The 26,861-nt window shown below is 52.3% G+C and carries 27 protein-coding genes and 1 pseudogene; 4 read left to right on the forward strand and 24 right to left on the reverse strand.

The window, feature by feature from the left end:
- The first annotated feature begins 32 nt into the window (after positions 1-32).
- A complete protein-coding gene (locus O1V65_RS21050) occupies positions 33-1,388 on the forward strand; it encodes a carbohydrate porin (protein WP_017494157.1) in 1,356 nt (451 codons plus the stop codon).
- Between the two features lie 66 nt (positions 1,389-1,454).
- Here the strand turns inward: O1V65_RS21050 and O1V65_RS21055 are convergent, their stop codons facing one another.
- Entirely contained in the window at positions 1,455-1,751 is a 297-nt protein-coding gene (locus tag O1V65_RS21055) for a GIY-YIG nuclease family protein (RefSeq protein ID WP_263973738.1), read from the reverse strand.
- A gap of 166 nt (positions 1,752-1,917) precedes the next feature.
- On the opposite strand from O1V65_RS21055, the gene O1V65_RS21060 reads away from it, so the two are divergent.
- Both O1V65_RS21060 and O1V65_RS21065 read left to right on the forward strand, forming a co-directional pair.
- Positions 1,918-2,355, forward strand: a complete 438-nt coding sequence (locus O1V65_RS21060; RefSeq protein WP_017494159.1) for a YhbP family protein — start codon at positions 1,918-1,920, stop codon at positions 2,353-2,355.
- Positions 2,352-3,236 carry a LysR family transcriptional regulator gene (locus tag O1V65_RS21065; RefSeq protein WP_269129998.1) on the forward strand — a complete coding sequence of 295 codons (885 nt, stop codon included), beginning with the start codon at positions 2,352-2,354 and terminating at the stop codon, positions 3,234-3,236. The genes O1V65_RS21060 and O1V65_RS21065 overlap by 4 nt, the downstream gene beginning before the upstream one ends.
- 3 nt (positions 3,237-3,239) lie before the next feature.
- On the opposite strand, the gene O1V65_RS21070 is transcribed toward O1V65_RS21065, so the two are convergent.
- The 16 genes and pseudogenes from O1V65_RS21070 to nrdD form a co-directional block, all read right to left on the reverse strand.
- Complete coding sequence (locus O1V65_RS21070) at positions 3,240-3,485, reverse strand: non-oxidative hydroxyarylic acid decarboxylases subunit D (RefSeq protein ID WP_017494161.1); 246 nt, start codon at positions 3,483-3,485, stop codon at positions 3,240-3,242.
- Between the two features lie 9 nt (positions 3,486-3,494).
- Positions 3,495-4,964, reverse strand: a complete 1,470-nt coding sequence (locus tag O1V65_RS21075; RefSeq protein ID WP_017494162.1) for a non-oxidative hydroxyarylic acid decarboxylases subunit C — start codon at positions 4,962-4,964, stop codon at positions 3,495-3,497.
- 5 nt (positions 4,965-4,969) lie between these two features.
- The gene (locus O1V65_RS21080; protein ID WP_017494163.1) at positions 4,970-5,542 is read right to left on the reverse strand and encodes a UbiX family flavin prenyltransferase; all 573 of its coding nucleotides are present in this window, start codon (positions 5,540-5,542) and stop codon (positions 4,970-4,972) included.
- A 212-nt stretch (positions 5,543-5,754) separates the two neighbouring features.
- A complete protein-coding gene (locus O1V65_RS23190) occupies positions 5,755-5,883 on the reverse strand; it encodes a hypothetical protein (protein WP_269129999.1) in 129 nt (42 codons plus the stop codon).
- 36 nt (positions 5,884-5,919) lie between these two features.
- Positions 5,920-6,033, reverse strand: a pseudogene (locus O1V65_RS23195) (DapH/DapD/GlmU-related protein); the annotation flags it as partial.
- 332 nt (positions 6,034-6,365) lie between these two features.
- Positions 6,366-6,968 carry a ribose 1,5-bisphosphokinase gene (phnN, locus tag O1V65_RS21095; protein WP_269130001.1) on the reverse strand — a complete coding sequence of 201 codons (603 nt, stop codon included), beginning with the start codon at positions 6,966-6,968 and terminating at the stop codon, positions 6,366-6,368.
- A complete protein-coding gene (gene phnM, locus O1V65_RS21100; protein ID WP_269130002.1) occupies positions 6,968-8,104 on the reverse strand; it encodes an alpha-D-ribose 1-methylphosphonate 5-triphosphate diphosphatase in 1,137 nt (378 codons plus the stop codon). The genes phnN and phnM overlap by 1 nt, the downstream gene beginning before the upstream one ends.
- On the reverse strand, positions 8,101-8,811 hold the full coding sequence (gene phnL / locus O1V65_RS21105) for a phosphonate C-P lyase system protein PhnL (protein ID WP_017494225.1): 711 nt from the start codon (positions 8,809-8,811) through the stop codon (positions 8,101-8,103). The genes phnM and phnL overlap by 4 nt, the downstream gene beginning before the upstream one ends.
- Before the next feature lie 24 nt (positions 8,812-8,835).
- Positions 8,836-9,624, reverse strand: a complete 789-nt coding sequence (gene phnK, locus O1V65_RS21110) for a phosphonate C-P lyase system protein PhnK (protein WP_017494226.1) — start codon at positions 9,622-9,624, stop codon at positions 8,836-8,838.
- Complete coding sequence (locus tag O1V65_RS21115; RefSeq protein ID WP_017494227.1) at positions 9,621-10,499, reverse strand: alpha-D-ribose 1-methylphosphonate 5-phosphate C-P-lyase PhnJ; 879 nt, start codon at positions 10,497-10,499, stop codon at positions 9,621-9,623. The genes phnK and O1V65_RS21115 overlap by 4 nt, the downstream gene beginning before the upstream one ends.
- A complete protein-coding gene (locus O1V65_RS21120; RefSeq protein ID WP_017494228.1) occupies positions 10,489-11,583 on the reverse strand; it encodes a carbon-phosphorus lyase complex subunit in 1,095 nt (364 codons plus the stop codon). The genes O1V65_RS21115 and O1V65_RS21120 overlap by 11 nt, the downstream gene beginning before the upstream one ends.
- Complete coding sequence (gene phnH, locus O1V65_RS21125) at positions 11,583-12,164, reverse strand: phosphonate C-P lyase system protein PhnH (RefSeq protein ID WP_017494229.1); 582 nt, start codon at positions 12,162-12,164, stop codon at positions 11,583-11,585. The genes O1V65_RS21120 and phnH overlap by 1 nt, the downstream gene beginning before the upstream one ends.
- Before the next feature lie 2 nt (positions 12,165-12,166).
- A complete protein-coding gene (phnG, locus tag O1V65_RS21130; protein WP_017494230.1) occupies positions 12,167-12,610 on the reverse strand; it encodes a phosphonate C-P lyase system protein PhnG in 444 nt (147 codons plus the stop codon).
- Positions 12,610-13,335: a phosphonate metabolism transcriptional regulator PhnF gene (gene phnF, locus O1V65_RS21135; protein WP_026110837.1), complete on the reverse strand. Its 726-nt coding sequence runs from the start codon at positions 13,333-13,335 to the stop codon at positions 12,610-12,612. The genes phnG and phnF overlap by 1 nt, the downstream gene beginning before the upstream one ends.
- 306 nt (positions 13,336-13,641) lie before the next feature.
- Positions 13,642-14,106: an anaerobic ribonucleoside-triphosphate reductase-activating protein gene (gene nrdG, locus O1V65_RS21140; RefSeq protein WP_084913045.1), complete on the reverse strand. Its 465-nt coding sequence runs from the start codon at positions 14,104-14,106 to the stop codon at positions 13,642-13,644.
- Between the two features lie 4 nt (positions 14,107-14,110).
- Positions 14,111-16,243 (reverse strand): anaerobic ribonucleoside-triphosphate reductase, encoded by a 2,133-nt coding sequence (gene nrdD / locus O1V65_RS21145; RefSeq protein ID WP_192504425.1) that lies wholly within the window; start codon positions 16,241-16,243, stop codon positions 14,111-14,113.
- A 624-nt stretch (positions 16,244-16,867) separates the two neighbouring features.
- On the opposite strand from nrdD, the gene mgtA reads away from it, so the two are divergent.
- Positions 16,868-19,579, forward strand: a complete 2,712-nt coding sequence (gene mgtA / locus O1V65_RS21150) for a magnesium-translocating P-type ATPase (RefSeq protein WP_165428810.1) — start codon at positions 16,868-16,870, stop codon at positions 19,577-19,579.
- Positions 19,580-19,629: 50 nt separating this feature from the next.
- On the opposite strand, the gene O1V65_RS21155 is transcribed toward mgtA, so the two are convergent.
- The 7 genes from O1V65_RS21155 to O1V65_RS21185 form a co-directional block, all read right to left on the reverse strand.
- The gene (locus O1V65_RS21155; RefSeq protein ID WP_084913040.1) at positions 19,630-20,547 is read right to left on the reverse strand and encodes a nucleoside hydrolase; all 918 of its coding nucleotides are present in this window, start codon (positions 20,545-20,547) and stop codon (positions 19,630-19,632) included.
- Positions 20,548-20,774: 227 nt separating this feature from the next.
- Positions 20,775-21,125 carry a hypothetical protein gene (locus tag O1V65_RS21160; protein ID WP_017494104.1) on the reverse strand — a complete coding sequence of 117 codons (351 nt, stop codon included), beginning with the start codon at positions 21,123-21,125 and terminating at the stop codon, positions 20,775-20,777.
- Between the two features lie 199 nt (positions 21,126-21,324).
- On the reverse strand, positions 21,325-22,638 hold the full coding sequence (locus tag O1V65_RS21165) for a hypothetical protein (RefSeq protein WP_269130003.1): 1,314 nt from the start codon (positions 22,636-22,638) through the stop codon (positions 21,325-21,327).
- A 139-nt stretch (positions 22,639-22,777) separates the two neighbouring features.
- Complete coding sequence (locus O1V65_RS21170) at positions 22,778-23,695, reverse strand: hypothetical protein (protein ID WP_269130004.1); 918 nt, start codon at positions 23,693-23,695, stop codon at positions 22,778-22,780.
- A 145-nt stretch (positions 23,696-23,840) separates the two neighbouring features.
- Entirely contained in the window at positions 23,841-24,716 is an 876-nt protein-coding gene (locus O1V65_RS21175) for a hypothetical protein (RefSeq protein ID WP_269130005.1), read from the reverse strand.
- A 160-nt stretch (positions 24,717-24,876) separates the two neighbouring features.
- On the reverse strand, positions 24,877-25,836 hold the full coding sequence (locus tag O1V65_RS21180; protein ID WP_017493076.1) for a TerC family protein: 960 nt from the start codon (positions 25,834-25,836) through the stop codon (positions 24,877-24,879).
- 275 nt (positions 25,837-26,111) lie between these two features.
- Positions 26,112-26,858: a glutamine amidotransferase gene (locus O1V65_RS21185; protein WP_017493077.1), complete on the reverse strand. Its 747-nt coding sequence runs from the start codon at positions 26,856-26,858 to the stop codon at positions 26,112-26,114.
- Positions 26,859-26,861: the final 3 nt, after the last annotated feature.

Consider the following 26,861-nt stretch of genomic DNA (forward strand, 5'->3'; position numbering starts at 1 on the left):
AACTGAACTTTAAGAATTATAAGGAATCTAAAGTGGCCAATTACTCCCCCCGTCGTTTTAAAAAGTTGTATCTGGCTTGTTCTGTTGGACTGCTTTTTAGCTCTGCCCAAGTATTGGCCGCAGATATGGGTCCATTCTCACCCGACTCTCCCTGGATGTTTGGTGACTGGGGCGGTGAACGTACTGCTCTGAAAGAACAAGGTATTGATTTCCAAACAAACTACACGTCTGAGACAGGCAGCAACTTCTCGGGCGGTTATGATAAGCATACCACCGCACGCTATTCCGACCAGTGGCAGCTTGGGGTCGATCTTGACCTCGACAAGTTGTTGAACTGGAAAGACACCGAATTCCAGATGACCCTGACCAACCGTAATGGGCGCAACATCTCCAACGACACCGTTGGCGATCCGCGTACCGGCACACTGTCTTCTTCTCAGGAAGTTTGGGGCCGTGGTCAAACCACGCGTCTGACCCAGTTCTGGATCCGTCAAGGATACTTCAACGACACCCTCGATGTTAAAGCCGGTCGTGTGACCGTGGGTGAAGACTTCGACTCGCTAAACAGCAACTTCCAGAACCTTGCGCTGGGTAGTGGCCAGGCGGGTAACTGGCGCGGTGACCGTTGGTATAACTGGCCTGTTTCCCAGTGGGGCGGTCGCATCAAGCTGAACTTTACCCCTGAAATTTATACCGAAGTCGGTATCTATAATCAGAACCCTAAAAACTATGACACCGGTAACGGCTTCCGTCTGGATACTTCAGGTTCAATCGGTAACCTGATCCCGGTCGAAGTAGGCTGGAAACCAACGCTGGGTCCAGACAAGCTGCCGGGTAAATACGCGCTGGGTGCTTACTACAGCTCGACTAAGGGTGACGTTTACAGCAGCGGTTCTATCGTAAACGGTAGCGAACAGTACAGCCGTGATGCCCACGCTTACGGCGGCTACGTGCTGGTGCAGCAACAGTTGACCTCGGTGGCTGGTGACAACACCCGTGGCCTGACGCTGACCGTACAAGGCGTGATGAACGACAAGAAAACCTCGAAAACTGACAACTATCAGTCTGTCGCGGTCACCTACAAAGGGATTTTCGACTCACGTCCTAAAGACGAGCTTGGCTTTGGCGTAGGCCGTATCCACGTGAACAGTGATTACACCGCGACTCAGCGCGATCAGGATGCTGCCAACGGTGTTGATAACTACAACAACCCAACCTATCTGCCAGTGCAGAGCGGTTCTGAAGTTAACTACGAACTGTACTACGGTATTCAGGCGACAAACTGGCTGACAATCCGTCCTAACCTGCAGTACGTTTCTGCCCCAGGCGCAGTGAGCCAGGTTAAAGATGCGTTTATCGGCGGCGTGATGGTTAACCTTGCTCTGTAATCGATATCGATAGACAACGTGTTACTGAAACGGGGCGCATCAAGCGCCCCGTTTTTTATGATGACTTCAGCCCGCCAGATAATCGGTAATGCTTTGCGGACCGTCCTGCACCAGCCGCTCTTTCTGCTTCTTACTCAATTGCTTAACCTGATACTCCAGCTTTGATGCCAGTGAACGATCGCCCGCGACGCAGTGAAAAACCAACCTGAGTTCACCTTTTCCACGCAGGGATTTCGCCCCCTTGCCATTTTGATGCTGTTGCAGACGGCGCGCCACGTCGGTCGTTATTCCGGTATAAAGCATACCCGTCGCGGTACGCAGTATATAGAGATACCAGTCATTGGCGGGCGGAGTATGAGGCAGGCTTTCCACGATAATTAAGCTACTCTGGTTCGTCACAAAATATTCAGCAGATTAACCCACAGCCATACCAATAAGTGAAGCAAAAACGCATGTTTAGCAACAGCGCAGACTGTTACTTGCCGGTCATCGCGCTAAAATAGAGCGAATTTTTCGCCAGGAGGCGGGTATGAACGATCCCGATGATGTAAAACTTATTAGTCGTTATCTTAGCAAAAACCACGTGCTTGCACTCTGTGCTCACGCGGAGGGCGACATCTGGAGCGCCAACTGCTTTTATGTGACGGACGTCGAACGTATGTGCCTGTATTTCATGACTGAGCTGAAGACACGCCATGGTTCACTGATGCATAAAAACCCTCAGGTCGTGGGCACTATTGCCACCCAGCCTAAGACTATCGCGCTTATCAAAGGCATTCAGTACAGCGGTACCGCGACGCTGCTTGAAGGGGAAGAGGATAAAGTCGGTCGCGCGCTCTACTGCAAACATTTCCCGGTAGCCATCGCCATGAAAGCGCCGGTTTGGCAGCTACAGTTGAATGAAATCAAGATGACAGACAATACGCTAGGCTTTGGTAAAAAGCTGATGTGGAAGAGGGAAATATGATCAAATTGAAGCCGCTGAGTTATTTCAAAGCCGTCTTTGAACACGGGTCAATCTCGGCAGCTTCAGAGGTGTTGTTCATCGCCCAGCCGCCGTTGAGCAAGGCGCTGCATCAGCTTGAGGACGAGTGGGGTGTAAAGCTGTTTGATAGGTCTAGTCGCGGCATGGCGCCTACCGAGGAAGGCATGTATCTCTATCGACGCGCCAGCGACCTGTTACAGCTTGCGACTGAAATCGATGAAGAGATGCAGGCGTTCGGTGAGGGCTCGCGTGGCGTGGTGCGCATTGGCACGGTTTCGATGGGCATTCCGAAGGTTGCGGCGGTGGTGAAACTGCTCAAGTCTGAACATCCGCAGCTGACCTTCTCGTTGCATCAGGGGGATACCGGTTACCTGGAGGAGCTGCTTGAACGGCGGCGCATCGACCTCGCGTTGGTGCACCTGCCGCTTACCACCAGCGATGAAGAGCTGTCTATTCAGCCGCTGGCGCGTTCGTGCTTTCGCGTCATGTGTCTCCCCGAGTCTTCTCTGGCACAGCATAAAACCGTGACCCTCGAGCAGCTTGCCGATTGTCCGTTGATACTAATGCGTCGCAAGTCGGGTTTCGGGGTATATGACAACGTGATGCAGTTTTTCAGCAAGGCGGGGCTAAAACCGCAGGTATTGGCGGATGCCTCAGATGTGCCGATGATGAAATATCTGGTCGAGCAGGGAATGGGCGTAGGACTGCTGCCGGTGCTGTCTGGTGAGAGTGAGTGGGACAACCTGCTTACGCTGCCCGTGCCGGAACTTGAGAGTGTTGCCGACGATCTGGTGTTGATTTACCGTTCGCACCATGAATTTAGCACCATGCTGCGAACGGTCATTAAGGCTTTTACGCCTTAGTCATTAACCCTTAGTTTTCAATTCGGGAATGGCCGGCATCACGCCAAAATTCGCCATATCAGCCGGAGAGAATTTAAAGTTTGGGTTGTACTTCTTCGGATCGGTAATGAAGTCCGGTTCCGTACTGCGCCAGGTGAAGAAACAGGTTGGGCAATGGAACACCGTCCAGGCACCCTCGACCGGAGAATGACTCAGCGCCTCCGGGCCATTGGATTCACAGCGCGGACAAATTTCAGGATGTTGTTTCATGCGGCTTCCTTAGCTGTTGTTGACCTTGGAGGAGTCTTTTGCCTGAGACAGGCTGTTAACCTGCATCATATTGTGCAGCTTCTCAACCCAGTCATCGGTGGTAATAGGATCGCGCAGCTCCTGCGAGAAGTGCCCGTGTTCTTCCGGTGCTTTTGGCGTAGTGGCGTCAATGATCACTTTGCTGGTCATTCCGGCGGGTTGTGAAGCCGGATCAAGCGGCAGAATGGACAGCCCAGGCACCGTCACCAGGTCGTACTCAGGGTTAAACTTGGTCGACATTGCCCACATCACCTGCGGCAGGTTGAAGGGGTCGATAGTCTCATCCACCACAATCACCATCTTGGCGTAACCCAAACCGTGCGGAGTGGTCAGCACGCGCATACCCACGCCCTTCGCAAAGCCGCCGAAGCGCGTCTTGGTGGAAACAATCACCACCAGTCCGTGGGTATAAAGCGCATTGACCGCGACGACTTCCGGGAACGCTTCTTTCAGCTGCACGTAAAGCGGTGCACAGGTGTTGATGCCCATCATGTAGTCGATTTCGGTCCACGGCATGCCGAGGTACAGATGCTCGAACAGCGGATTTTTACGGTGTGACACCTTGGTGATTTCGACGACCGGCATCTGACGGCCACCGGAATAGTGCCCGGTGAATTCACCAAACGGACCTTCTGCTTCGCGAACACGGGAAAGAATGCGGCCCTCGAGTACGAATTCGGAACCCCAAGGGACGTCCAGCCCGGTTAAGGCTGTTTTCACAATGGGATATGGCGTGCCGTTGAGTGCTCCGGCCATCGCATATTCCGACTGATTGTAAAGGATGGGCATAGCACCGACGGTGCTTATCATCGGGTCGTTGCCGATAGTGATGGCAATCGGCAGGTCTACGCCCAGCTCTTCGGCGCGTTGCAGGTGAATCGCAATGTCATGTGCGGGGACCGGTTGCAGGCCGAGGTGTTTTTTGCCTTTGACTTCAATGCGGTAGATGCCTACGTTCTGACTGTCTTCGTTTTCTTTCCCTTCCAGAGAAGGGTCACGCGAGACTACGCTGGCTTTATCGATGTAGAAGCCGCCGTCACCGTGGTTAAGTCTGAACAGCGGCAGGATATCGAACAGGTTAATGTCGTCCTCAATCACCACTTCCTGCCACGGCGCGCTGTCACGATGCTCAACTTCACCGGGATAATTCTGATAGCGCCGAACAAACTCGAAAAACTGCTGTTTCAGCGGGGTGTTTTTCGGCATGTCCATGGCGATTGCCAAATTTGGCCAGGATCCGTGGACGTTCATGGCAATGCGTGCGTCATGATATCCAAGGATATTTTCGAACAATAACGCCGGTGACTTGTCGCCCAGTTTTGCGGCAGCGCAGGCGGCGGCAGAGATATCGGGTTCAGGTTTTACCTGTTCTTCAATTCTCAGCAGCTGCTGCTGTTCGTCGAGCGCATCAAGATAACTGCGTAAATCATGGAATGGCATGGTTATTACTCCTTATGACCCAGTCCTTCCCAGCGTTTGGCTGCCGGGTGAGACAGATGAAATTGGTCGAGAATCCTTACGGCGAGATGATCCAGAATTTGCGAAATTGACTCGGGATTGTTGTAGAAAGCGGGAGTCGGCGGGAAGATAACGGCGCCCATATTGCTGAGGTGCAGCATGTTCTCTAGGTGGATAGAGTTAAGAGGCGTCTCTCGGGTGACCATCAACAGCGTTCTGCGTTCTTTCAGCATCACGTCGGCGGCGCGGGCAATCAGGTTCTCGGCAAAGCCCATGCGGATAGCGGCCAGCGTCTTCATGCTGCACGGCACGATAACCATGCCTTCAACCTGAAACGATCCGCTCGACACGGTCGCACCCTGATTGCGCGGATCGTGAACCACGTCGGCCATGGCACAGAGATCGCGATAGCTCATGCCGCATTCCTGCTGGAGCGTGGTTTTTGCCCACTGCGAGACAATCAGATGGATTTCCACCTCCATTTCGCGCAGAAACTGCAGCACGCGAACCGCCAAAGGTGCGCCGGTGGCGCCCGTTACCCCAACAATAATTCTCTTCATGGTTCCTCCCGCTTTTTTTTCATTATCTGGGGGAGGAGGGGATTGGAAAATGACTTAAAAGGAAGGGGGGTATAGCTTTTATGTATACGCATTCAAGCGGAGGGATTACGCATTTTTTGCCCAATCGCTCGGGCGGGAGAGGAGGAAAAGACGCTATTGTTTATGCTAATGTATAAGCAAAAACGCCTGATTTTCCCCCGAGGATCGCGCGATTACAGATACTTCTCCACAAAGCTGTCCAAATCCCTGAATTCTGGCATTCTCTCCTGCAACGTCTCATGGCTCCAGTTCCACCACTGGCTGCGCTCGATCCTTTCGATCAGCGAGTCTTCAAAACGCATGCCGATCTTTTTGGCCGCTACGCCCGCGACTATTTAGAAAGGTTCAACGTCTTTGGTCACCACCGCCGAGGATCCTATGACCGCGCCATTGCCTACGGTGACCCCGGGCATGATCACCGCGTTATGGCCAATCCAGACATCATGGCCCACGGTGACTGCGTGTTCACGGCGCCAGTTAAAGAAGTCGTTATCGTCTTCGCCTAATCCATAGGCCGAACTGCGATAGGTGAAATGGTGCTGGGCGATGCGCTGATAGGTAGGGTGGTTGCCTGGATTGATGCGCACATAGGTGGCAATCGAAACAAATTTACCTATCGTGGCATAGTGAATCTGGTTATGGCCGGCGGTATAGGAGTAATCACCGACCTCGACTTCTTCAAAGACCGCGTCGTCGCCCAGATGTACGTACTGGCCTAAACGAGTCTGTTTGAGCTCGACGTTGTTGCCTATTTTCGGGTCACTCGGCGTTGCGTTTGCAAGCGTCATAAAGCGTTATCCTGTGCGCAGACAATGGGGTGTTCTGGAGGCGGAAAGGTGCAGACCGCCTGTTCGGTAAGCAGCGTGAGCAGATCGGCCAGAGTGTCTTGCAGGCGTCCATCGTTGTTCAGCCGACGGCATTCGGCAGGCAGGCCGTGCTGATACTCGGCAGCACGTTGCAGGCGCTGCTGAATCTCCAGCGGCGTTTCGCGGCCGCGCAGCGCGAGCCGTTCGGCGAGCACCTCGCCCGAAACGTGCAGATAAACCGGCAGCAGCGCCGCGCCATAGCGAGCCACGGCCTCGGCCAGGTGCGCCCGAGAACCGTTCACGACCACGGTGAACCCACGCTGCATCCACAGATCAATCTCGATTCCGAGCGCATAGTGAGTCTGATGCGCCTGCCAGTCGAGTGCGAACAGCCGGTGGGCCTTACGCTGCTGAAACTCATCCAGACTGAGCGCGATGTGATTCTCCGCACCGGCGTGCGCCGGGCGGGTAATGTAGCGATGTGCCACCAGCAACCCGAGCGGGGTTATATTTCGCAGTGCGTCCAGCAGGCTGTCTTTGCCCGATCCCGATGCACCCATGACGTAAACAAGCTTAGCCATCAGAATACCTGTATTCCCTGACGCCAGACGTTTTGCACATAGTGATGATGGTCATGCGCTCTTGCCAACACCAGATCGGCGCGCTTACCTTCTGCAATCACTCCTCTGTCCTGCAATCCCAAGGCTTTCGCCGGATTACGCGTGACCAATGCCACCGCCTGCGACAGGCTAAAGGCATTGTCCTCATCGTTGGCGATGCGGAACAATGCGTCCATCAGGCTGGCGGGATAATAGTCTGAAGAAAGAATATCAAGCAGGCCCAGCGACGCCAGATGTTTTGCCGCCACGTTGCCAGAATGCGAGCCGCCGCGCACGATATTTGGCGCCCCCATCAACACTTGCAGTCCTTCTGCGTGCGAGGCCCGAGCAGCGTCTTCGGTGGTTGGGAATTCGGCAATCACGCTGCCCAACGCTTTGGATTCATTGACGTGTTCTGCCGTCGCATCGTCATGACTCGCCAGGGCAATACCTCTCTCGCGGCAGTGCGCGGCAATCGCCATGCGGTTTGGCTGTGCCCAACGCAGCGAGTTGGCGATTTGCGCGGCCTGAAACTCTTCCATCTGCTCGTCGTTAAGCTGATATTTTCCCTGATAGTATTCACGATACTTTTGCGGCGTCGCAAATTGGCGCTGGCCCGGCGAGTGGTCCATCAATGAGACCAGCGAGACGCCCGGCTTGTGCATCAGCTCTTCGAACAGCGGCAGCGTGGAGGAGTGCGGCAGTTCACAGCGCAGATGCAAGCGGTGCTCGGCGCGGTTCAATCCGGCCTGTTGGCTGTTGATCACTGCGTCGATCATCTTTTGCAGATTCTCGAGCCGATGGCCACCGTCGCGCACGTCGCCGACCGCAACGGCGTCGAGCACTGTCGTTATCCCGCTCGCCACCATCAGCGCATCATGGCTGCTCATTGCCGAATGCGCTGGCCAGTCAACCTTCGGACGCGGTGTGAAAAACTTATCCAGATTGTCGGTATGCAGCTCGACAAAACCGGGCATCAGCCAGCCGCCTTCAGCGTCGAGCGCCTGCGGCAGATGACTCGGATTATCGGTAAAAGACCTAATCACGCCCTCTTGGATCTCAATCGATCCCCTGACGGTTTCTTCGGGCAGAACCAGATTGACGTTATTGATAATCATGCCAAATTCTCCGCATTAGCCTGTTCTGGGGTCATCACGTGAAGCCGGTCAGCCACGCGCTCACGCACATCTTCATCGTGGAAAATACCCACCACGGCGGCACCGCGCGCCTTGGCTTTTTCAATCAGTGTCACCACCGCTGCACGATTGGTCGCATCCAGCGAAGCGGTAGGTTCGTCGAGCAGCAGCACCGGATAATCAACGATAAAGCCGCGTGCAATATTGACTCGCTGTTGCTCACCTCCTGAGAAGGTTGACGGTGCGAGCTGCCACAGGCGCTCCGGCACGTTCAGATGCTGCAATAGTTCACCGGCGCGTTGCTCGGCCTCCGCCTTGCCAATGCCCAATTCAACCAGCGGCTGCATCACCAGATTCAGCGCACTGATGCGCGGAATGACGCGCAGGAACTGGCTGACCCAGCCCAGGGTGTGGCGGCGCACGTCGAGAATTTCTCGGGCCTGCGCGCTAACCATATCGACCCACTGCTCTTGATGTTTCACCCAGATATGGCCGCTGTCCGGCAGATAATTGCCGTAGAGTGAGCGCAGGAGAGTCGATTTTCCGCTGCCCGAACGGCCGTGCAGCACCACGCATTCCCCTGCGTTAACCTCGAGGCTGACGTTGTGAAACACCGGCAGTTTTATCCCTTGCTGGTTATGTAATACGAAAGTCTTACTTAATTTTTCGACCCGGAGTCTGGTTGTCATAGTGTTATCACTCTCTTGGGGTTCCTAGGATAAAACGGATGAAACGAGTAGCTGGGTATAAGGGTGATGTGGGTCATCGAGCACCCGATCGGTCAACCCGCTTTCTACGACCTGGCCTTGCTTCATCACCAGCAGGCGGTGGGCCAGCAGACGTGCTACGCCCAGGTCGTGGGTCACAATCACTACCGCCAGCTGCATCTCGACCACCAGCGTGCGCAGCAAGTCCAGCAGGCGTGCCTGTACGGATACGTCTAGCCCGCCGGTCGGCTCATCCATAAACACCAAACGAGGATGGGTCACTAGATTGCGGGCGATTTGCAAACGCTGTTGCATACCGCCCGAGAAGGTGGTCGGCAGGTCATCGAGGCGTGAAATCGGGATCTCGACGTCTTCCAGCCACTTGCCGGCTTCCTGACGAATGCGGGCATAGTTGCGTTCACCGATAGCCATCAGGCGTTCGCCGATATTGCCTCCGGCAGACACCTGGCGACGCAGGCCGTCCATCGGATGCTGGTGAACTACGCCCCAGTCGGTACGCAGCAGGCGACGACGATCGCTTTCCGGCATCTGATAAAGCGACTGCGCGGGCTGCACGCCGTTGTTGTAAATCACCTGACCCTGCTGAGGGGCCAGGCGCGCGGAGATGCTCTGTAACAGCGTGGTTTTACCCGAGCCGGACTCGCCGACAATGCCCAGCACTTCGCCGGGATAGAGCTGAAACGACACGTCGCTGAAGCCTTTTCCCGGCGCATAAAGGTGGGTCAGGTTCTCTACGGAAAGCAGCGGCGTGGCAGAAGCGTTGACCGGATTCATTGTTTATTGGCCTCTTTTAAAGATGCGGCGTCGAGCTGCTGAGCGCAGTAGTCGGTGTCAGAGCAGACGAACATGCGGTTGCCGAGATCGTCGAGCACCACTTCATCGAGATAGCTGTCGTGCGATCCGCAGAGAGCGCACGGCTGATCCCATTGCTGCACCGTGAAGGGGTGATCCTCAAAGTCCAGGCTTTCGACCTGGGTAAACGGCGGCAGCGCGTAGATACGTTTTTCGCGTCCCGCGCCGAACAGTTGCAGGGCGGGCATCATGTGCATCTTCGGGTTGTCGAATTTCGGAATAGGTGACGGATCCATCACGTAGCGATTGTTGACCTTCACCGGATAGGCATAGGTGGTCGCGATGTGGCCGAAGCGGGCGATGTCTTCATAAAGCTTCACCTGCATAACGCCGTACTCTTCGAGCGCATGCATTTTTCGCGTCTCGGTTTCACGCGGCTCGATAAAGCGCAACGGCTCGGGGATCGGCACCTGAAAAATCAGGATCTGATCTTCCTGCAGCGGTGTTTCAGGAATTCGGTGGCGGGTCTGGATAAGCGTCGCCTCGGTGGTTTTTTCGGTCGTCTCGACGCCGGCGACATTTTTAAAGAAACGGCGGATCGACACGGCGTTGGTGGTATCGTCGGCCCCCTGATCGATGACCTTCAGCACGTCCTCCTGACCTATCACGCTGGCAGTAATCTGAATACCGCCGGTGCCCCAGCCGTAAGGCATCGGCATCTCACGACCGGCGAACGGCACCTGATAGCCGGGGATCGCCACGGCCTTCAAAATAGCTCGGCGGATCATGCGCTTGGTTTGCTCGTCTAGATAACCCTGGTTATAGCCGGTTGCGGTTGCAGCATTATTATTTTTCATTGGAGAGATCCTTGCCATTGGCCGCTTCGTGCTGTTTGCGCAGGCGCTGCAACAGCTCCAGTTCAGCCTGGAAATCGACGTAGTGAGGGAGCTTCAGGTGCGAGACAAACCCTGCGGCCTCGACGTTATCGGCGTGGGACAGCACAAACTCTTCATCCTGCGCCGGGCTGCGGACCTGCTCATCGTATTCGGGGGCCTGTAGTGCGCGGTCAACCAGCGACATCGACATGGCCTTGCGTTCGGCGCGGCCAAACACCAGCCCATACCCACGGGTGAAGTGCGGTGGTCGATCTTCTGGGGTAATAAAGCCGTTCACCATCTCGCATTCTGTCAGCAGGATCTCGCCGATATCGATAGCAAAGCCCAGCTCTTCCGGCACGATTTCGACCGTCAGCCAGCCGGTGCGAATTTCGCCGGCGAAAGGGTGGGTGCGGCCATAGCCACGCTGGGTGGAATAACTCAGCGACAGCAGAAAACCTTCGTCGCCGCGCACCAACTGCTGCAAACGTGCGGCGCGGGTGGCCGGATAGACAGGCGGCGTGCGGGTAATGTCGTCCGGCTCGCTGCCGTCGTCTTGCTCAGTGACCGCCAACTGTTGATTGGCCAACAGGTCAAACACGTGTCCGCAGGATTCGGGGAGCGTCTCGTCGGCGTTGGGGGCGACGGGATCCAATCCTTCGGCCAGCAGAGCGAAGTCCAGCAGGCGGTGGGTGTAGTCATAGGTCGGGCCTAGCACTTGTCCGCCCGGCAGGTCTTTATAAATCGCCGATACGCGGCGTTCGAGGCGCATATTGGCGGTATTCAGCGGCTGACTGATGGCCAGACGCGGCAGCGTGGTGCGGTAGGCGCGCAGCAGGAAGATGGCCTCAACCAGATCCCCTGACGACTGTTTAATAGCCAGTGCAGCCAACTGGGGATCGTAAATTCCGCCCTCGCTCATGACGCGATCGACGGCCAAGCCAAGCTGTTGCTCAATTTGTTCGGCGTTGATTTCAGTGACCTGAGTGTCACCGCGGCGCTGGTGTGCCAGCAGTTCGTGAGCGGCCTCGATGGCCTTCTCGCCCCCTTTAACGGCAACGTACATTAGCAGGCCTCCACGCGGGTCGTGCGCGGCAAGGCAAGCAGCTGCTCACCGCAGGTAAACATAAAGTCCAGCCCCAGCGGGAAGCGGTGTGGACGATTGAGTAAATATTGGGTGACGGCGTCGGGCAGCTGCACCGAGATAACGCGTGACTGTTCAATCCCCGGGCCCAGCAAGCGCAGCGGCTTGCCACCTTCCAGCGACTCAACCTGCACGATGACGCTGGTGGCCAGCTCAGGCGACATTTCATCACCGCACGGGAAGGCCAACAGCGTGGCGCTGTCGAGCGAACCCTCCGCCAGCGCAAAGCTAACGCTGCTCGGGTCTTCGGTCAGTACGGCACCGGTGTGGAATCGCAAATTCTGACGCAGCACGTCGTCGTTGAGCCGTGGGCTTATCCACAGCGGCGTATCTTGATCGATAAGCGTCAGCAGCACGCAGGCGCTGGCAGAATCCAGCACGCCGAAGCCGGACATTTCCGGCAGCGCGACAATCGAGCCGGGTTCGCTTAACGCTTTGAGGATACGACGGAAACTAAACTGGGCATCGGCGACCGGATGCTTAAAACTTGCAACGAGTGACATAGTTACTCTCCCCTAACCAGAGTGAAGAAGTCGACGCGGCTGGACGCAATTTCGCGGGCACGCTGTTCGCGACGCGCCTGCTGGCTGGCGGCCAGTGGCGCAATGACGCGTTTATGGAGCAGCTCCTCCATACCGGAGACCTGTAGCAGCGCATCAATCACGGCGCAGAGCTCGGCGTGGGCCTTGTCGCGACCGCGAACATAGCTGTAGCCGTAGACGCCGGAGGCAAGCTGGATAACGGCGCGGGTGACGGTCATGTCGCCCATCACGAAGCGTTTTCCGGTGCCACCCATCCGGGCCTGTAGCTGCGTCAGGCCGGTTTCAGCCGGGCGCAGGCGTTCAAAGGTAGGGCTGAGATTGAGCGGCTTCCAGTGTTCAAGCAGCTCCGACGGCTGGCTGTGGGCCAGCACCGACATCCAGCGTTGACGGTTTTCTAAGGCGTCCATTAGTGCTCCATGGTGAGTTCAATCATGTCAGCACGCGTCAGGCTGACGGAGTATTCCGCTACGCTGCCGTTGCTGTCACAGGTGTTAATGGTGCGCACGCAAAGCAGCGGTGCCTGCGGGACAATTTCCAGCAGTTTGCTTTCTTTGGCCTGCGCGCGGCGGGCATTGATACGTGTCGTGCGGCGGCTCAGACGCTGATTGATTTCGGTGCGGATAAAGTCATGCAGCGAACCGTTTTGGAAATTCTGGAGGATGGGCCACCAGCCGAGATCTGGCAGGTAGTGGTCAATCACGCAGACAGGCACATTGTTAACGCGACGCAGAGTGCGCAGATGAATAACCGTTTCACCCTCCTGACGCCCCAGGGCGGTCGCAACGTGATCGGTCGCCGGACGGAGCACCGCCAACAGCCTTTCGCTGGTGGGATGACTTCCCTGATCCAGCAGGTTTTGGCTGAAGCGTGCCTGCGAGTGCAGCGGATAATCATAAGGGCGCATCAACACCAGTGTGCCGATACCCTGACGGCGCTGAAGCCAGCCGCGATCGACCAGTTCATCGACCGCACGCCGCAGCGTATGGCGGTTAACCTGAAAACGTTCGGCGAGCTGGTTTTCCGGAGGCAGATAGTCACCGCAGCGGTAAGTGCTACGCAACTCCTGCTCGAGCTGAGCGGCTATCTGCTGGTAACGCGTTGGGTAGCTGGTCGGATGTCTAGATAGGTCTATCACAATGAATACCTCGCTGCCTGAATGTCAGCGCGTAGGTCAGGAGCAGAAACGTGCTCTGCCGGGCGACCGCGGGGGTGATGTAAAGACTGTCTGATTGAGTCAAAAATTTGCATGGTGTCAACCTCGGTTCGACGTTGGCACCATCTTGGAGGGGGAAAATGACAGTTCGGTGAAGCAGGAGTTGCAGGTTGATGAACAATGCGGGACGGCGACGGGAATAAATAGCCAAGTCGTTGATGCAGCGATCGTTAGGCTGAAGAGAATGGATCTTTCGTCCATCCTCAACGATTTTAAGCGGCAGTTTTAACGTAAAAAGTGGATCACCTGGTTGCTGCTACCGCGCCAGACAAGGGAAGGATCGTGCAGATCCTGCACAAATTTCCCGTCGACAAGCACGTTGACTCGAGCGATCGTCCGCCGCTGATCGCCGCTGAGCTCGTCGAGGCGATAACCGGTCCACATCCAAACGTTTTTTCCCGGACACTCGTCGCTTATGCGCTGCAAAAGATGGTCGACAGCCGACAGATTTTGCGGATGCAGCGGATCCCCGCCCGAGAGCGACAGACCCTGACGCGGGATGACCTTATCCTGTAAATCAGTGACTATGCGGTCTTCTATCTCGGGCGTGAAAAGCTGGCCTGAGGTGAGTCGCCAGGTGCTCTTGTTATAACAGCCACGGCACTGATGCACGCACCCGGAGACAAACAGCGTACAACGGGTGCCCGGCCCGTTGACGACGTCTAGCGGATAATAGGCGTGATAGTTCATGCGATTAACCGAGCTGCCCATTATCGAGATGCTTTACGCGGCGCTTAACCTCTTCCTGCTTACCGGCGTTGAAAGGACGCGCATCCGGGCTGCCGAGATAGCCGCACACCCGACGTGTGACCGACACCCTCGAGGCATCGTGATTGCCGCATTTCGGACAGGTAAATCCTTTGCTGGTACAGGAAAACTCGCCGGTAAAACCGCAATCGTAGCATTCGTCTATTGGCGTATTCGTGCCGTAATAGGGGACGCGGGTATAGCTGTAGTCCCAAACGTCTTCGAGCGCGCGCAGGTTGTGCTGCAGGTTGGGGTATTCGCCGTAGCAGATGAATCCGCCGTTGCTGACCGGGGGATAAGGCGCCTCGAAATCCAGCTTCTCATACGGATTGACCTTCTTCTCTACGTCGAGGTGGAAGCTGTTGGTGTAATAGCCTTTGTCGGTCACGCCTGGGATCATGCCGAATTCTGCGGTATCGAGTCGGCAGAACCGATCGCACAGGTTTTCGCTCGGCGTACTGTAGAGGCTGAAGCCGTAGCCGGTTTCCTGCTTCCAGGCCTCGGTGGCCGCCTTCAGTCGGGCAACAATTGACACGGCTTTGTCGCGCAGTGCAGCGTTATCAAACAGATGCGCTTGGCCGCCATACAGCGCAGTGATAGTTTCGTGCACGCCGATATAACCCAGCGAGATGGAGGCCCGCCCGTTTTTGAAGATTTCGCTGATGTCATCATCGGCTTTCAAGCGCACGCCGCAGGCACCCTCCATATAAAGGATCGGCGCGACGCGGGCTTTTACCCCGTCGAGTCGGGCGATACGGGTCATCAACGCTTTTTTGGCCAGCAGCAGACGCTGGTCGAGTAAATCCCAAAAGGCAGGTTCATTGCCTTTGGCTTCCAGCGCGATGCGCGGCAGGTTCAGGCTTATCACGCCAATGTTGTTGCGCCCGTCATGAACCTCTTCGCCGTGCTCCTGGTAAACGCCGAGAAAGCTGCGGCAGCCCATCGGGGTTTTAAACGAACCGGTGACCTTAACCACCTGATCGTAATTAAGAATATCGGGATACATACGCTTGCTGGCGCATTCGAGGGCGAGCTGTTTGATGTCATAATTGGCGTCGGCCGCCTTATGATTTATGCCGTCGCGAATGGCGAAAACCAATTTGGGAAACACGGCCGTTTTACGATTTTTTCCTAATCCGGCGATACGGTTGCGCAGAATCGATTTTTGAATCAGCCGCGCTTGCCAACAGGTACCCAGACCAAAGCCAAAGGTCACAAACGGCGTCTGGCCGTTGGCGGTGTGAAGCGTATTAACCTCATATTCCAGCGACTGAAAGGCGTCGTAGCACTCTTTTTCTGTGAGCTGGTGGGCGTAGGCTTCAACGTCGGAAATAGCCCACTGCGTTGCCGTTTTTCTATGCTTCTCAAAACTTTGCGTGACAAAGGGCGCTAGAATTTCGTCGATACGGTTGATGGTGGTTCCGCCGTAAATGTGGCTGGCAACCTGAGCGATAATCTGTGCCGTGACGGCGGTCGCGGTGGAGATGGACTTCGGCGTATCGATTTCCGCGTTGCCCATTTTAAAACCTTTATTCAACATGCCTTTGAGGTCGATGAGCATGCAGTTGAACATCGGGAAAAACGGTGAGTAGTCGAGATCGTGATAATGAATTTCGCCGCGCTCGTGGGCCAGCACCACGTCACGAGGCAGAATATGCTGACGCGCATAGTGTTTCGCTACAATCCCCGCCAGCAGGTCGCGCTGTGTGGGAATGACTTTGCTGTCCTTATTGGCGTTTTCATTAAGCAACGCGAGATTACTTTGCTCCACCAGTCCACGGATCTCCTGATTGAGACGGCTGCGCAATTCACGTTTGATGTCCCGGTCGTGGCGATACTCGATGTAGGCGCGCGCCAGCGGCTTATAGGGGCCTGCCATCAGCTGGTTTTCAACCGCTTCCTGAATCTCATGGATGTCGATGCGATGTTTACCGCGCAGAGTCTCTGTCACCTCACTCGCCACGCGGGTGCAATATGCCATATCGTCGACGTTAACGGCGGCCGCCGCACGTTGCACCGCCTGCATGATCAACTGCCCGTCAAACAGCACCTGACAGCCATCGCGCTTGATGACCAGCAGGCCTGAGTTCTCAAGTTTCAAAATAGAAGCCCCTTCGATTAAAACGCTATATATAGATTAATAACGACAATATACACGCTACATATAGATTTATTCCCGGGCTTAATGGGGCATTTTTTGACTTGAGACAAGGAAATTTGTTATCGGAAATCTGCTGCTGAGAGCGCTTCAATCTGCTGCAAGTCCTGTCGATTTACTTCGCACAGAGTTAAAGCTTTTTCGATCTGTGGATAAAACCTACGCATTGCGGTGAAGGCAAAGCGACAGGCCGGGCGACCGCGAGGGTGCTTTAGAGGGTTTAAGGAAGGTTTAGTGATGGTTTAGATATGGTTAATGTTATCAGGAGTATGATTCGCGCACTTAATTGATTGAGATCAGTTCAGTTCGCGGCGTTTGCGCGACAATCCGCATCGCCGTTTATTAACCTACCGAGAAAAATTTTATGGATCCCGACCCCGACGCAGTAAGTCCGTCTTGATCCGGTAAGCACCTGCCTTTTCGCTGCGGCTTACCGGACAACATTTGGTAAGCAGCAGCCTGCTCTCTCTGATTGCATGCTCTGTTTTTTACACCCTTTGCCATGCCCACGGTGATTTTGTCGTGGGCGCAAGAAAGGTAAGAGCTATGTTTAAAACTATGACTCAACGACTGATCCACGTGTTCAGCCGTACTTTGCCGCTACGTCTTATCCGCCGTTCTCCGATGCTGGAAAATGCCCAGCCAAACGGCGGCAAAGACTTGCCGCCTTCTATTGTTCAACATTGCCAACACTGCGCGCGCGCCAGTGCCGAGCAGCTTTACGCCCAATTCAACAGCCATTTCGAGGGGCTGACAGAGCTTGAAGCGGCGGCCATTCGTGAACGCGTTGGCCCGAATCAGACCAACGACCAGCAACCGATGCCGTGGTGGCAACACCTGTGGATTTGCTATCGCAACCCGTTCAACCTTCTGCTGACGATTCTGGCAGCAGTTTCATACGCCACTGAAGATATGAAGGCCACGCTGGTCATTGGCAGTATGGTGGTTATCTCTACCCTGATGCGCTTTGTTCAGGAGGCGCGCTCCAATAAAGCCGCCGATGCGCTAAAGGCCATGGTCAGCAATACGGCTACCGTGCTTCGCAGCGATACTCAAACCGGGCAAAGCCGCACCGTTGAATTACCTATCAATCAGCTTGTTCCCGGCGACCTGGTGAAACTCTCTGCGGGCGATATGATCCCGGCCGACCTGCGTATCCTGTCCGCCAAAGACCTGTTCATCAGCCAGGCGGCGTTGACCGGAGAGTCGCTGCCCGTTGAGAAGCAGGCCAATAGCCGCATGCCGGTTGACTGCGATCCTCTTGAGCAGGATACGCTGTGCTTTATGGGCACCAACGTTATCAGCGGTACGGCGTTGGCAATGGTTATCTCTACCGGTGCGCAGACCTGGTTTGGTCAGCTTGCCGAGCGCGTCATGAAGCAAGACGACCAGCCGAACGCCTTCCAGCGCGGCATCAGCAAAGTCAGCTGGCTGCTGATCCGCTTTATGATGGTGATGACGCCAGTGGTGCTGCTGATCAACGGCTATACCAAGGGTGACTGGTGGGAGGCGGCGTTATTCTCGCTGTCGGTGGCCGTAGGTCTGACGCCAGAGATGCTGCCGATGATTGTCACCTCGACGCTGGCAAAGGGAGCCGTCAAACTTTCTCGTCAAAAAGTCATTGTTAAACATCTGGATGCCATTCAGAACTTTGGTGCGATGGATATTCTGTGCACCGACAAGACCGGCACCCTGACGCAGGACAAAATCATTCTTGAGCGCCATACCGACGTATTGGGTACGCCATGTAATGATGTGCTGCATCTGGCGTGGCTCAACAGCCATTATCAAACTGGGTTGAAGAACCTGCTCGATGTCGCAGTGCTTGAGGGCGCTGAGGCGGTTGAAATGGAACAGAGACAGAATCGCTATATCAAAATCGACGAGATTCCGTTCGACTTTGACCGTCGCCGTATGTCTGTGGTGGTGTCAGAGGCTGCTGATTATCATCGTTTGATCTGTAAAGGCGCGCTGGAAGAGATCCTGTCGATTTGTACGCTGGTAAAGCTCAACGATGAAACTGTCCCCTTGACCGCGCAGCTGCTGAGCCGTATTCGCGGTATCACGGATGACCTTAATCAGCAGGGTCTGCGGGTGGTTGCGGTCGCGCATAAAGTCATACCTGCACGCACCCACGATTACGCGGTAGCGGATGAATCGAGCCTGATCCTTGCCGGTTACATCGCGTTCCTCGATCCACCAAAAGAGAGTACGGCACCGGCTTTAAAAGCCTTGCAGCGTAAAGGTGTGACCGTCAAGATCCTGACCGGTGACAACCCGCTGGTCGCGAGAAAAGTCTGTAAGGACGTAGGGCTCGAAGTTGACAATATTTTGACTGGCAGCGACGTTGAGAAATTGAGTGACGCTGAGCTGGCTGAGGTGGCAAGAAATACTCGCGTATTTGCCAAGCTGGCACCGCTGCACAAGGAGCGTATTGTGCGCGTACTGCGTGAGCAAGGGCACGTGGTCGGCTTTATGGGAGATGGCATTAACGATGCTCCCGCGCTGCGTGCCGCTGACATCGGCATTTCGGTTGATTCTGCCGTCGATATCGCCAAAGAGGCGGCCGATATCATCCTGCTGGAAAAAAGCCTGATGGTGTTAGAGCAGGGCGTGACAGAAGGGCGTCGCACTTTTGCCAACATGCTTAAGTACATCAAGATGACCGCCAGCTCAAACTTCGGTAATGTTTTCAGCGTATTGGTTGCGAGCGCCTTCCTGCCGTTCCTGCCTATGCTGCCGTTGCATCTGCTGGTGCAGAACCTGATTTATGATGTGTCGCAGGTTGCTATTCCTTTCGATAACGTCGACGAGGAGCAACTGTCTAAACCCCAGCGCTGGAACGCCGGCGATATTGGGCGTTTTATGGTGTTCTTCGGTCCTATCAGCTCAGTGTTTGATATTCTCACCTTCTCGCTGATGTGGTGGGTGTTCAAGGCGAATACGCCTGAGATGCAGACTCTGTTCCAGTCCGGCTGGTTCATCGAAGGCCTGCTGTCGCAGACGCTGATTGTACATATGATCCGCACCCGTAAAGTGCCATTTATTCAAAGCCGGGCTTCGTTGCCACTGTGTATCATGACGCTGCTGGTAGTGATTACCGGTATCGGGATTATCTTCTCGCCGGTGGCCGGGTTCCTGCAACTTCAGGCACTGCCGCTCAGCTACTTCCCATGGCTGATTGTGATTCTGGCGGCCTACATGGTGATGACCCAGGGCGTTAAAGGCTGGTTTGTGCGTCGTTACGGCTGGCAGTAAAATTTTGATGTAACAAAGCCCCCACGGTTAGCCAACTGCGGGGGCTTTTTTTACAGGCGACTTAAGCGCTCGGCCAGCATCTCCAGCAGGCGAGGATTATCGACTTCGGTCATAACATCAATATTGGTTGAATCATCGTCGAGGTGACGAGGCTTAACGGCAACCAGCGTCTGACCTCGGTGCTGGTCATCCTGATAGCTCACGCTGATTTTTCCCGCTATGCCTGTAAACAGGCTAGGATCGATAAGCCAGGCAATGACGCAAGGGTCGTGCAGGCAAGGATCGCTAACCCCATAGTTGCGCAGCATGGCCGTTGCGGTCTTCAGTAAAGGATTCACCTGCTCTAGGGCATCAAGATAAGGGGCGTTTATCTTGGCTTGCAGGGTGACATCAAGGCCAAACATCACCTGAGGAATACCCGCGCTCAGCACCACGTGTGCGGCCCAAGGGTCAACGTAGATATTGAATTCAGCAGTCGGGGAGACATTGCCCGGACAGAAAGCCGCACCGCCCATAAATACCAGCCGTTTTATCTTCGGAACAATGGTCGGGTCTTTGATAATCGCCAGCGCAATGTTGGTCATCGGGCCGATAGGGCAGAGCGTGATTTGGCCCGGTTCGGCGTGCAGGGTATGGATGATGAAGTCGACGGCGTGCTGAGGTTCCAGGCTAAAGGCAGGCTGAGGAAGCTTCACGTTCCCAAGCCCGTCATTACCGTGAACCGTGGTATGGATGCACTCGGCTTCAAGCATTGGGCGTGTGCATCCGGCATAGACCGGGATGTCTTCTCGGCCCGCAAGGGTACAAATGCGACGCGCATTATAGGAGGTTCTTTCGAGCGAAACGTTGCCTGAAACCGTCGTGATACCGACCAGTTCAATCTCTTCTGGCGAGGCCAGGGCCAGCAAAATAGCCACCGCGTCATCAATGCCGGGATCGCAGTCGAGAATGATTTTATGTTGTGCCATGAGCCACCTTGCATAAGTTGTATGAACGCCTTGCTGCGCGTTAAGGCTATAAAATTAGACGCCTTATCGCGCACTGGCAACGCGTTTTATGCTACCACCGGTAGAGATTAAAACGCTGTTCGTTCAGCCAGACTGTGGCCTGGCTCATGAGTTTAGCGTCGCCCTGTAGGTTGGGGTTATTCAGCAACCATCGAAAAATAACTCTGATTCATCTCAACGCCGTCGGTTTAGAGTCGGTATGCGCTTGGGGTGTGTTGAGAAATAAAGTCGACCCTAATGCCGGTAATGCCGTTAGCCAAGACCTCTTTAATCTTTTCAACAGACTGATTAATAGTGAGGTTGGGCTGCTTTGAGAGTCTAAGGGCTGTGATGGCGTGTTTACGATACTGGTCGGTTCCTGGCGCCTGTTTTAAATCCGCTGAGGCTTTTCTTGCCCCTGTCGGAGACCCTTGCATTTTCTCAGTGATATTTTGAATAGCCCCTCGCTGGCTTGCCTGGCAAAGCGGGAAGTGCGCCCTATCGAGAGGGGCTTTAGCGGCAGGTTCAGGTGTGAGACTGCTGTGTTTCCAATTGCTCATAAATGTCCCGATACGATTTTTATCCCTTTCAAGTTCAGAATAAAGGCGCCTTAGGCTTTTTGTACTGGGGTATCCGTTGTTACATTAAGCGAGATGATATTTATACGATTGTGAGAACGTAGTCGACAGGTCATGGCGGCCACCAAATTTAAAAGTTATTTTTATATTAAATATTTTTTAATTATCGCAGTCGGTGTCATCACGCATGTCTTGAAGTGGCTGATGGGTCGTTAAATCCGATGTCGATTATCGGAGGGAGTGGCGCTTGTCTCTTAAGTCGGGCGAGTTGGCTGAGTCGGTTTTTTGCTGTGTTAAGTTGATCTATCTGTGCATCAAGGGGGTTCGACAAGCTTTGGGTATCTGCTTTGTTTATTTTAAATATATCACGCTTTATCTTTTCGATTTTTGCATCAGCATCAGCTAGCAGTTTTTGATAGTTAACAATGGCGCAAGCACCGTTTAATGCCTTTGGCTGCTGAGGATTCGTTTCATAGGTGAGGGCATCAATTTGATAATCATCTATCTTGTCATAGATGTATTCATCATCACTATGTGCATAGCCAGACTCTTCTGACTCTGATGCTATTTTCTCGTGAAATTGACGGTATTCTTTTTTCTCATAAGAATAGTTGTCAGCATAACGTGTTTTTTCGGCATGGGTAGGATGATCCTCAACGAACTTTTTGAATGAAAGTTCTTCAATTTTTTGTTTGATCGATTTCAGTGAGTTTTCCGATAAAATAGCTGATGTCTTAGCATTAACCTGCGGCAGGCGCTGGGTAATATCGAAAAATCCGCAGATCTCATCACTCACTGGAGGATAGTCCGGATGAGAAAAACCAGCATCAGGTCGATTAGCAATAAACTGTATGTTAGCTTGACGAGGAAATAACGTTTTTTTTATTTCCGCAATGGTCTCATCGATGGAGTATTTCTTTTCTACAGATTTGGCAATGGCTATCCCCGCTTTCTTCTTCACCTCCCTGCTAAAAGGTTGAGTAAGCGTTTGAATTTTTTTGAAGGCTGAAATTATAGGTTCAACGGTCAACTTTCCTAATTCTTGTTTCATAATAAAGTTGTTGGCTGCCATATATTTTTCACGCTCATCGTAAAGCGGAAGTTTGTTAAAGTCGTTACTGTTATATATTCGGTCGAATATTTTATTTATTTTTTCATTGCCGTTTTTCATTATAATCTTCTCGTTGATGCGAAGATTATAAGGAGATTGAATGTTATTATTCAGTGAGTTAGCGATCTGCTTGTTTATCATCGCTATCTTTCGTTCGCTAAAGTTAACCTGTAGGTGTCTAAGTTCGAGTAAATCAGAGTAGGTTTTACTGTGATTAACAAAGTTATTTTTTATTTTTATAACTCCAAACAAATGACCAAAGTTATTTTTAACCGCAGTAACATTCTTTATGAAATTTTTAATATTTCTCGTGGATGGATTGTTTTTTATCTTATTGATTAAGTCAATAGAGCGAGACTCCATGCCTGCGATAGCGCTTGTCATTTCATAACCCTTAATATAATGCAGACCATTCTGCGATGCTAGCGTAGGATGATTTTAGGTTCTATCAATAATCGCTTAAGTGATTATTGATAGGGTTAACCCGAATTTTATGGCGGGATATTACTCGTTGATGAAATTTCTAGATGTAAAAACAGGGGCGATTTTTAGAGTCGTAGTATATTTCTCCCTCTACGAGTTTAGAATTTCCATAACGGAGGATGGGAGATTTATCCGGCGCATCAATACTGCCGTCCGCAATTCGTGGCGTATCAGAGTAATTCACCTGACTCATTCTTCCATAAATTAACGCATTTAATTTTTTCCGGTAGTTTTCGTCATTTTTACCGCGAACGCTTTCTTGATAGGGATGAAGAGGTTTTTCGACCACAGGCACCACCGTCTTGGGTTCGGTGATAACGTAGTCTTGACGTATGACAGAAAAAATTCCTAGCGTGTTGCTATTATTTGAGGCCCGAAGAAAATTTTTTTCCACGTTGAAATCTTCATTCTCGAAGGCTTTATCAAACCTCACGGTATAACCTTTTCCTAGTAACTCGTTTTCGATAGATGCAAGTGTTTCATTAACGTCAAGAGCATCCATTTTTGCATACTGTAATGCCATTTGTGCTTTAGTATAAATATTGTCATTGGGAGGGTAGACTGTCACATAGTTAGCTTTAAAATGATTAATATCTTCTTTGGTATTTTCAATGACTGGTATGATTTCGTTATGCTTCAGTGATTTATAAAAAGATTTGCATCTTGCTTTATTGATTATGTTTCTCTGTTTTTTACTAAATACATTTGATATGTTACTTCCTTTTTCCTTAAAACCATTCTTATAGAGTTTTTCCAGGATATCACAAGTCTGATTGTGACTTTTGAAGTCTTCACCGGATCTACCGATGTGAAGAAAACGGCTGAATGAGTTATTCACACCGCTGATATTTTTTATAAAACATTTTATATCTTTAGTTGATGGCTTTTGGCTCTCCGATATTCTATCGAATAAAACTTTTGAAGGTACTCTAAATTTTAAGAATGATGAAATATTCATTTTATCCTCTTTAAATTATAACTCTCGTTCCCGTTATATTTATCAATATTAAGTGCTTAAACTATCATAAACCGCTTAGTTTGGCGTGAAAAAGTCACGACCATCACAGCCTAGATCGTTATCTTTATATTTATAAGATTAAACATTAAGCCTTGCTGTCTTTATTCTTATCTTCACTAGAATTGTAGAGCTGAATAAAACCCAGTTCATTAAGCGATTGATAGAAATGATCGGTAGCGGTTGTGGCTATATCATCATAGATTGTATTACCGTCATAGATAGCATTATCATCATAGATATCATCCTCTATCTTTTCGATTTTTGACTCGCTATTGTCATTGTCAGGAATAATCTCGTAAAAACGATTATAAGTGTTATTGCCGGAAATTCCCTGATAAACAGCATCATTATCCATGGCAACGGAGTTTGATAAGATAACACTATTATACTTTTCAAGTAGAGTACTTTGAGCAGAAATATTCGAAGGCTGAGGGGATAAGGAAAATAACCTCATACTTGACGCATCGAGCTTAGCCAATGTTTTAACTGTAAGCTGTTCATTTTTTAAAGGGTTGAATTCTTTAGAACTATCTAATGAGATGTTTTTTTTAGGCTGAAATTTATCTTCATGAGCCAGAGCGACAAAGCTTTTAGTGTCATAGGCAGTAAAGTTCGTTGGGATTTTTTTTTGCAAACTACCATCTTTTACACTAATAGCCTTAGTTTGATAATGCGCGATCGCATCTTTTATTTTTTTTATTCTATTTTCAATGTCGATTGGAGATTCTTTACTTTTATTAATTGCTTTTATCTTATCTTCAAGTTTTTGTAGTGCAGTGATTTTTTTCTCTGGAGTGTTAAGTGCAGCGTTGCTGGTAACCCCAAATAGTCGACTTATTTTGTTATCAACGCTATTGATATTTTTTATGATGTTTTTAACTTTTGCATGAGTCGGCATCGTTTTCAAATTATTAATTTTGGCAAGTGCCCAAGCCGTAGAAATAATGGATATTTTTAACATGTTATTCCCTTTTGAAAAATAGTAGCAACTTTACGATCCTAATCAAAAAGGGTTTTTTAAACTCTCACTTATCGATGATTTCACCCTCTGTGATGGTGAGAGTTTTTTAATAACAAGAATATAAGGCCGCTTGTTTTAAGCGACCTCACTTTTTACAAAATTAAGCTTTATCCTTTCTGGCGTTGACCCAGGCATTAATAATAAGCGTCAGGGCCAGTATGCTGGCAACCACGCCTAACGAGATTCCTACGGGAATGTGGATAACGTCGAGCAACAGCATCTTCGTGCCGATGAAGATAAGGATCACCGCCAAGCCATATTTAAGCATCGAAAAGCGTTCAGCTACGTTTGCCAGCAGGAAGTACATGGCGCGCAGGCCGAGAATGGCAAACAGGTTAGAGGTCAGCACGATGAACGGATCGGTGGTGACCGCAAAAATAGCCGGAATGCTGTCGACGGCAAAAATGACGTCGCTGAGTTCCACCATGATAAGCACCAGGACCAGCGGCGTGGCATAAAGCAGGCCATTGCGGCGGATGAAGAACTTCTCCCCGGAGAGCTCGTCGGTCATACGCAAATGTCCGCGCAGCCAGCGGACTAGTGGCTTATCGCCAATCGCGCCGTCGTCCTCTTTGGCAATGGCCATTTTAATCCCGGTGAACAGCAGAAATGCGCCGAACAGGTAGAGGATCCAGCTGAATTCTGCCACCAGCCAACTGCCCGCGAAGATCATGCCGGTACGCAGGACGATGGCACCTAACACGCCGTAGACCAGCACGCGGCGCTGTAGACTGGCAGGGACGCTGAAATAGCTGAATAGCATCAGCCAGACGAAGACGTTATCAACCGCCAGGGCTTTCTCGATGAGATAGCCCGTCAGGAAGGCTAAGGCCTGTTTGTCTGCCACCTCGCGGCCAAACTCGCCGTTGAGATACCACCAAAAACCAAAGTTAAACAGCAGCGACAATCCGACCCACAGCAGCGACCAGAGTGCAGCGCTTTTCATTGTCATGCTCTGCGCACCTTTACGGCCTTGCAGCAGCATATCCACCGCCAGCATTATCACTACCACGACGGCAAACGATCCCCACAGTACGGGATTTCCTACGGAATTCATCATCATGCAACCCTCTAAAAAGCAAAAACGGCCAACGTCAGAAGACGTTAGCCGCTCTTATTGAGCTATAAGCAAACCTCGCCTTCCGGCAAGGTCTCACTTACAACCCGATTTATTCAGCATGCCAGATATTGATCTATGGCCTGAATAAAAGGTTGCTCGGTAACCGGGTGTCTCCACCGTAATGACGATTAACCGACCTGGAAGTTACTCCCCTTTGCACTACGAAAATAATTCTAAATGTTTCTAATGTCAATAACGCTGAAACATTTCCGTACTTATCCTGCCATCGCGCGCTGCTTACCCAGTGACTCGACGAAGGCGAGCAGCAGCCCCTGACTCAGCGGCGTATCGCTGACCTTTTGCAGCTTCGCAGCGTAATCCACGCTGTCATCTGGCGCCTGTTGGTCAAGCCACGGCAGGTAGGTCTTCATTATTGCCGCGCTAAACTCCGGGTGGAACTGCGTGCTAAAGGCGTTAGGCCCATAGCGCAGGATCTGGTGTGGATCGTGAGAGGATCGTGCCAGAACCGTGGCGCAGGTTGGTGGCGTCAGCACGGTTTGCAGATGAATTAGGTTGGCGTTGAAGCGAGAAGGTAATGAAGACACCAACGCATCTTTTTCCCCTGCCGGCAGCAGCTCGATTTCTTCGGTCCCGACCTCGATACCCTGCGGGTGATAATCCACCGTTCCGCCGAGCGCATAAGCCATCAATTGGTGGCCATAGCAGGCACCAAGCATCGGTAAATCGATAAGCATTGCCTGGCGGATCCAGTCGGCTGCATCCTCACTCCAGTCCAGATGCTCTGTCACCATGCTGCGTGAACCGGTGATTACCGCGCCCGCGTAATGCTGCGGCGGAAGGGGGCGCTCACCGGCCTGCAAATCAATAATCACGACCTGCTGGGTATCGATATTGCCCTGGCGGATAAACATCTGCGGAAAATTACCGTGCACGGCGCGGATGGGATCGGGGGCTTGACCGGTTTGCAGAATAAGCAACGGTTTCAGCGGGGATTGACTCATGCT

The organism is Rouxiella badensis (assembly GCF_026967515.2).
GTDB lineage: Bacteria > Pseudomonadota > Gammaproteobacteria > Enterobacterales > Enterobacteriaceae > Rouxiella > Rouxiella badensis.